General features: G+C 61.2%; 6 protein-coding genes. 5 read left to right on the top strand and 1 reads right to left on the bottom strand.

The genetic code is table 11. The features are described from left to right. Positions 1-118: 118 nt before the first annotated feature. The gene (locus NKJ01_RS35850; protein WP_352735289.1) at positions 119-457 is read right to left on the bottom strand and encodes a hypothetical protein; all 339 of its coding nucleotides are present in this window, start codon (positions 455-457) and stop codon (positions 119-121) included. Here NKJ01_RS35850 and eno point away from each other — a divergent pair. From eno to NKJ01_RS35825, 5 genes are all read left to right on the top strand, one after another. Continuing rightward, a complete protein-coding gene (gene eno / locus NKJ01_RS35845) occupies positions 438-1,712 on the top strand; it encodes a phosphopyruvate hydratase (RefSeq protein WP_352735287.1) in 1,275 nt (424 codons plus the stop codon). The genes NKJ01_RS35850 and eno overlap by 20 nt on opposite strands. Before the next feature lie 163 nt (positions 1,713-1,875). Then, complete coding sequence (locus NKJ01_RS35840; RefSeq protein ID WP_352735285.1) at positions 1,876-2,199, top strand: FtsB family cell division protein; 324 nt, start codon at positions 1,876-1,878, stop codon at positions 2,197-2,199. Positions 2,200-2,393: 194 nt separating this feature from the next. After that, positions 2,394-3,431: a pyruvate dehydrogenase (acetyl-transferring) E1 component subunit alpha gene (pdhA, locus tag NKJ01_RS35835; RefSeq protein WP_352607714.1), complete on the top strand. Its 1,038-nt coding sequence runs from the start codon at positions 2,394-2,396 to the stop codon at positions 3,429-3,431. 15 nt (positions 3,432-3,446) lie between these two features. Beyond that, complete coding sequence (locus tag NKJ01_RS35830; RefSeq protein WP_352735283.1) at positions 3,447-4,847, top strand: pyruvate dehydrogenase complex E1 component subunit beta; 1,401 nt, start codon at positions 3,447-3,449, stop codon at positions 4,845-4,847. Between the two features lie 18 nt (positions 4,848-4,865). Continuing rightward, the coding region (locus NKJ01_RS35825) for a biotin/lipoyl-containing protein (protein WP_352735281.1) at positions 4,866-5,662 on the top strand (797 nt) is incomplete at its 3' end.

Raw genomic sequence — 5,662 nt, 5'->3', positions numbered from 1 at the left:
GACCTCCGATCATCCAGAGGTCCTTTCAGAATCGATTTCCGCACACCACACAAGAGTCCCTTTGTACTCATGTGCGATTCCCCTGGTCTCGACGGGGCCATTTTGTTTGATGCGGCAGCTATTTGCTGATCTGCAAGGGGGCCATCGCCTTGGGCGGCGACTGCTGGTTGTCGCACGACGTCAGGAACGCAGCCGCGATCAGGAACAGACACACGATACCACTCAACTGGGACATGGCGAAACTCCTCCTGTTTCGCCCCGCGCACCCGCACCATAGCCGGAAGCGGCCCTGCCGCACATGACTTATGATGACAGCGATTTGCGCTTCGTGAATCGTGGTGCATGTCGCCCAAAAATTGCGCGCCGGCCGATTGCCTTTTGCAGCACTTTGGCTAAGACGGGCGCGACGCTTCTTCAGATCAATCGAGGACATCGCAATGACCGCCATCGTCGACATTGTCGGGCGTGAAATCCTGGACAGCCGTGGAAATCCGACCGTCGAGGTCGATGTCATTCTCGAAGACGGCTCGATGGGCCGCGCGGCGGTGCCATCGGGCGCTTCGACCGGCGCTCACGAGGCCGTCGAACTGCGTGACGGCGGCGCCCGCTATCTCGGCAAGGGCGTGCTCAAGGCCGTTGAAGCGGTGAACGGCGAGCTGTTCGAGGCGATCGGCGGCATGGAAGCCGAAAACCAGATCCATATCGACCAGACCATGATCGAGCTTGACGGCACGCCCAACAAGAGCCGCCTCGGCGCCAATGCCATTCTCGGCGTGTCGCTGGCGGTGGCCAAGGCAGCGGCCGAAGCCGCTGGCCTGCCGCTCTACCGCTATGTCGGCGGCACCAAGGCGCATGTCCTGCCGGTGCCTATGATGAACATCATCAATGGTGGCGCCCATGCCGACAATCCGATCGACTTTCAGGAATTCATGATCCTGCCGATCGGCGCGCCGACGCTGCGCGAAGGTGTTCGCTGGGGATCGGAGATATTCCACACGCTGCGCAAGAAGCTGAAGGACGCCGGTCACAACACCAATGTCGGCGACGAGGGCGGCTTTGCCCCGAACCTGAAGAGTGCGCCAGTGGCGCTCGATTTCATCATGGAATCGATCGAGCAGGCCGGCTTCAAGCCAGGCGAAGAGATTGCGCTCGGTCTCGATTGCGCCGCGACCGAGTTCTTCAAGGACAGCAATTATGTCTATGAAGGCGAGAAGAAGACGCGCGATCCCAAGGCCCAGGCCAAATACCTGGCCAAGCTCGCCGCCGACTATCCGATCATCTCGATCGAGGATGGCCTGGCCGAGGACGACTGGGAAGGCTGGAAGTACCTCACCGAGCTGATCGGCAAGAAGACCCAGTTGGTCGGCGACGATTTGTTCGTCACCAACACCGCACGGCTGCGCGACGGCATCCGCATGGGTGTTGCCAATTCGATCCTGGTCAAGGTCAATCAGATCGGCTCGCTGACGGAAACGCTCGACGCAGTCGAGACCGCGCACAAGGCCGGCTACACCGCCGTCATGTCGCATCGTTCGGGCGAAACCGAGGATTCGACGATCGCCGATCTCGCCGTCGCCACCAATTGCGGACAGATCAAGACCGGCTCGCTGTCGCGCTCGGACCGCATGGCCAAATACAACCAGCTGATCCGCATCGAGGAACAGCTTGGCAAGCAGGCAAGCTATGCCGGCAAGTCGGTAGTCAAGGGCTGATCCCGAACACTTGGAATCCCTGTATATTGGATGAAAGGGCGGGGCATTCCTGCCCTTTTTCATTTCGGCGGGCGCTAAGCCCGTCATCCGTAACCGTCCGTTAAGCACAATCGGGCGAAAAGATCCTGAGCCGCCTGAGTTCGCGGCTGCGAGGATTCGAGCGATGTGGACCCGTCAGCACAAGCAGAGAAACACCGGCCGGCTGATCATCCCCTCGCTCTGCGCGGCGTTCCTGGCCTATTTCGGCTTTCATGCCTATCATGGCGAATTCGGCATCAACTCGAAATACCAGCTGGAAGCCCAAACGGTTGCGCTGCAAAGCCAGCTCGATGCGATCAAAGCGCGTCGGATGGAACTCGAGCGGCGTGTTCGGCTCATGCATGAAGGCACGCTTGAGAAGGACATGCTCGATGAGCAGGCGCGCAAGGCGCTCAATTTGTCCCAGACTGATGAAATCACCATCATGTTGCCGGCCTCAGGGAAATAACCTATATTTAGTTAATCGCCAATATTTTCAATGATTTTAATCGCTTAGGCGCATGCCAGCTATGCAATTTCGGCATGGCGCAACGCTCTGACGCGTGTTAGCCTCCCGCAAATCGGTGGGGAGGAGCTGATCTCCCCGGGGCAGATTTCATCTTGCTCAAATGTCCACAAAGAGACGCCAACAGGGAGTGATGCATGGCTACCGCCGCCAGAAAAGCGCCTGCCAAATCCAAATCCGACGGTAAATCGGGGCTTTCGGCTCCCAAGCCTGCCGAATTCACCAAGGACGAAGAGCTCGCTGCCTACCGGCACATGCTGCTCATCCGTCGTTTCGAGGAAAAGGCCGGCCAGCTTTACGGCATGGGTTTCATTGGCGGCTTCTGCCACCTCTACATCGGCCAGGAAGCAGTCGTGACCGGCATGAAGATGGCGCTTATCGACGGCGATCAGATGATTACCGCCTATCGCGACCATGGCCACATGTTGGCCATGGAACTGTCGCCACGCGGCGTCATGGCAGAGCTGACCGGACGTCGCGGCGGCCTGTCACGGGGCAAGGGCGGCTCCATGCATATGTTCTCCAAGGAAAAGCATTTTTACGGTGGCCACGGCATCGTCGGCGCGCAGGTGTCGCTCGGCACCGGGCTGGCCTTCGCCAACCGCTACCGCGACAACAACAATGTCTCGCTGACCTATTTCGGCGACGGTGCGGCCAATCAGGGCCAGGTCTATGAAAGCTTCAACATGGCCTCGCTGTGGAAGCTGCCGGTGATCTACATAATCGAGAACAACCGCTACGCCATGGGCACCTCGGTTTCGCGCTCCTCGGCGGAAACCAATTTTTCGCATCGCGGCGCCTCGTTCAAGATTCCCGGCATCCAGGTCGACGGCATGGATGTCCGCGCCGTGAAGGCCGCGGGCGATCAGGCGACGGAATGGTGTCGGGCCGGCAACGGGCCGATCATTCTCGAAATGCAGACCTACCGCTACCGCGGTCACTCGATGTCCGACCCGGCGAAATACCGCTCCAAGGAAGAAGTGCAGAAGATGCGCTCGGACCATGACCCAATCGAGCAGGTCAAGGCGCGGTTGACCGAGAAGAAGTGGGCGACCGAGGATGAGCTGAAGGCCATCGACAAGGAGGTTCGCGACATCGTTGCGGATGCCGCCGAATTTGCCCAGCACGACGCGGAGCCGGATCCGTCCGAGCTCTGGACCGACATCGTATTGTAACGGGAGGGCAAGGACATGCCGATCGAAATTCTCATGCCCGCTCTCTCGCCGACCATGGAAGAGGGCAATCTTTCCAAGTGGTTGAAGAACGAGGGTGACAAGGTCGTCGCCGGCGACGTTATCGCCGAGATCGAGACCGACAAGGCGACGATGGAAGTCGAAGCCGCTGACGAAGGCACGCTGGGCAAGATCCTGATTGCCGCCGGCACCGAAGGCGTCAAGGTCAACACGCCGATCGCAGTGCTGCTGCAGGATGGCGAAAGCGCCGGAGATATCGGCAAGTCCGCGGCTCCCGCCAAGGCGGAAGCGCCTGATAAAGCCGAGGCTCCAGTCGCCAAGGACAAGGCGGAGGCCGCAAAGCCCGCCGCCGCACCGGTCGCTGCCGCTCCGAAGACCGAGATCGCCGCCGATCCGGATATTCCGGCCGGCACGGAAATGGTCTCCACCACTGTGCGCGAAGCACTGCGCGATGCGATGGCCGAGGAAATGCGCCGCGACGCCGATGTTTTCGTCATGGGCGAGGAGGTCGCCGAATACCAAGGTGCCTACAAGATCACGCAAGGCCTGCTGCAGGAGTTCGGGCCGCGGCGCGTCGTCGACACACCGATCACCGAGCACGGCTTTGCCGGCGTCGGCGTCGGTGCTGCGATGGCCGGCCTGAAGCCGATCGTGGAGTTCATGACCTTCAACTTCGCCATGCAGGCGATCGACCAGATCATCAACTCCGCCGCCAAGACGCTCTATATGTCGGGCGGCCAGATGGGCGCGCCGATCGTGTTCCGTGGACCGAACGGCGCTGCTGCCAGGGTCGCTGCCCAGCACTCGCAGTGCTACGCCGCTTGGTACAGCCACATTCCAGGCCTGAAAGTGGTGATGCCCTACACGGCCGCCGACGCCAAGGGCTTGCTCAAGGCGGCGATCCGCGACCCGAATCCGATCATCTTCCTCGAGAACGAGATCCTTTACGGGCAGTCCTTCGACGTCCCTAAGCTGGACGATTTCGTGTTGCCGATCGGCAAGGCGCGCATCCACAAGACTGGCAAGGACGTCACTATCGTCTCCTTCGGCATCGGCATGACCTATGCGTTGAAGGCTGAGGCTGAACTGCGCGGCCTGGGCATCGACGTCGAGATCATCGATCTCAGGACCATTCGGCCGCTCGACCTCGACACCATCATCGCCTCGGTCAAGAAGACCAACCGGTTGGTCGTGGTGGAGGAAGGCTACCCGCAGAGTTCGGTTGGCGACCATATCGCCAACCAGGTGTCGCAGCGCGCCTTCGACTTCCTCGACGCTCCGGTGATCACCATTGCCGGCAAGGATGTGCCGATGCCCTATGCGGCCAACCTCGAAAAGCTGGCTTTGCCGAATGTCGGCGAGGTCATCGAGGCGGTCAAAGCCGTCACGTATCGCTGAATCGGGCGGGAGGACGAAATGCCAATCAACATCACCATGCCGGCCCTGTCGCCCACGATGGAAGAGGGCAATCTCTCCAAATGGCTCGTCAAGGAAGGCGACAAGGTTTCGCCGGGCGATGTCATAGCCGAGATCGAGACCGACAAGGCGACGATGGAAGTCGAGGCCGTCGATGAAGGCACCGTTGCCAAGCTCGTCGTTCCTGCCGGCACCGAAGGCGTGAAAGTCAATGCGCTGATTGCCGTCCTCGCCGCCGAAGGCGAGGACGCAGCGGCTGCTGCGAAGAACGGTGGAGCTGCCGAACCAGCGAAAGCCGAGGCGCCGAAAGCAGAGACTCCCAAGGCTGAAGCACCGAAGGCCGAGACACCAAAGGCCGAGCCTGCTGCAACCGCCCCCAAGGCAGAGTCGGCTCCGGTCGCCAACGGCCATGCAACTGGCGAGCGTACCTTCGCCTCGCCGCTCGCACGCCGCATCGCCAGGGAAGCCGGCGTCGATGTGTCTGCCGTGACGGGCACCGGCCCCCATGGCCGTGTGGTCAAGGCCGATGTCGACGCGGCGATTGCCGGTGGCGGCGCCAAGGCGCCTGCCGCCAAGGCCGCGCCCGCCGGCGCGCCGGCTGCTGCCCCTGCGGTGAAAACGATGTCGGACGATCAGGTGCTGAAGCTGTTCGAGCAAGGCTCCTATGAACTCGTCCCGCATGACAACATGCGCAAGACCATCGCCCGCCGTCTGGTCGAGGCCAAGACCACCATCCCGCATTTCTACCTGACGCTCGACTGCGAACTCGATGCGCTGCTGGCGCTGCGTACGCAGAT

The organism is Mesorhizobium sp. M0276 (assembly GCF_040321755.1).
In the GTDB taxonomy this organism is placed as follows: Bacteria; Pseudomonadota; Alphaproteobacteria; order Rhizobiales; family Rhizobiaceae; genus Mesorhizobium.
The sequence above is the reverse complement of the archived record's forward strand: the minus strand, read 5'-3'. Positions and strand labels throughout refer to the sequence as shown.